Annotated in this window: 1 pseudogene; it reads left to right on the top strand. The window is 70.1% G+C overall.

Annotation, left to right across the window (positions count from 1 at the left end):
* Window positions 1-113: 113 nt before the first annotated feature.
* A pseudogene (locus AC27KI_RS26915) lies at window positions 114-586 on the top strand (energy transducer TonB); the annotation flags it as partial.

The following is a 586-nucleotide window of genomic DNA, read 5'->3' as shown; positions in this document are numbered from 1 at the left end:
GGCGACGAGGCAGGCGAGGACGACGAAGAGGCCGTGGCCGGCCCCATCGCCATCGCGGTGGACGTGAACGAAACCGAGGCCGGCGCCAGCGCCAGCACGGATAATCGGGCGCCGTGAAACTGCCCGCCTTCTTCCAACGATTCAGCACGCTGCAGCTGGCGCTCGGCGTGTCCATCGCCGTGCATGCGGTGCTGCTGTCGGTGCGGTTCATCGACCCCGAGAGTTTCAACCGCGTCTTCCAGGACACGCCCCTGGAGGTGATCCTGGTCAACGCCAAGTCCAGCGAGCGGCCGGACAAGGCCCAGGCGATCGCGCAGTCGTCGCTGGCCGGCGGCGGCGAGGCCGCCAAGGGCCGCGCGACCAGCCCCCTGCCCTACTCGGCCCTGACGGCGGTGGGCGACGATTTCGAGGAGGCCCAGCGCAAGCTCGACGCCATGCAGGAGCAGCAAAGCCAGTTGCTGGCCCAGCTGCGCAAGCAGCTGGCCACCCTGCCGGTGCCCGACCCGCGCCAGCCCAGCCAGAGCGCCGACGCGCTGGCGCAGGAGGAAAAGCGCCGCCAGCTCATCAAGCTGCTGGCCGAGATCGA

It is taken from the genome of Acidovorax sp. KPB24-03 (assembly GCF_057546605.1).
Note: the sequence above shows the minus strand (reverse complement) of the source record. Positions and strands in the feature narration are given on the sequence as shown.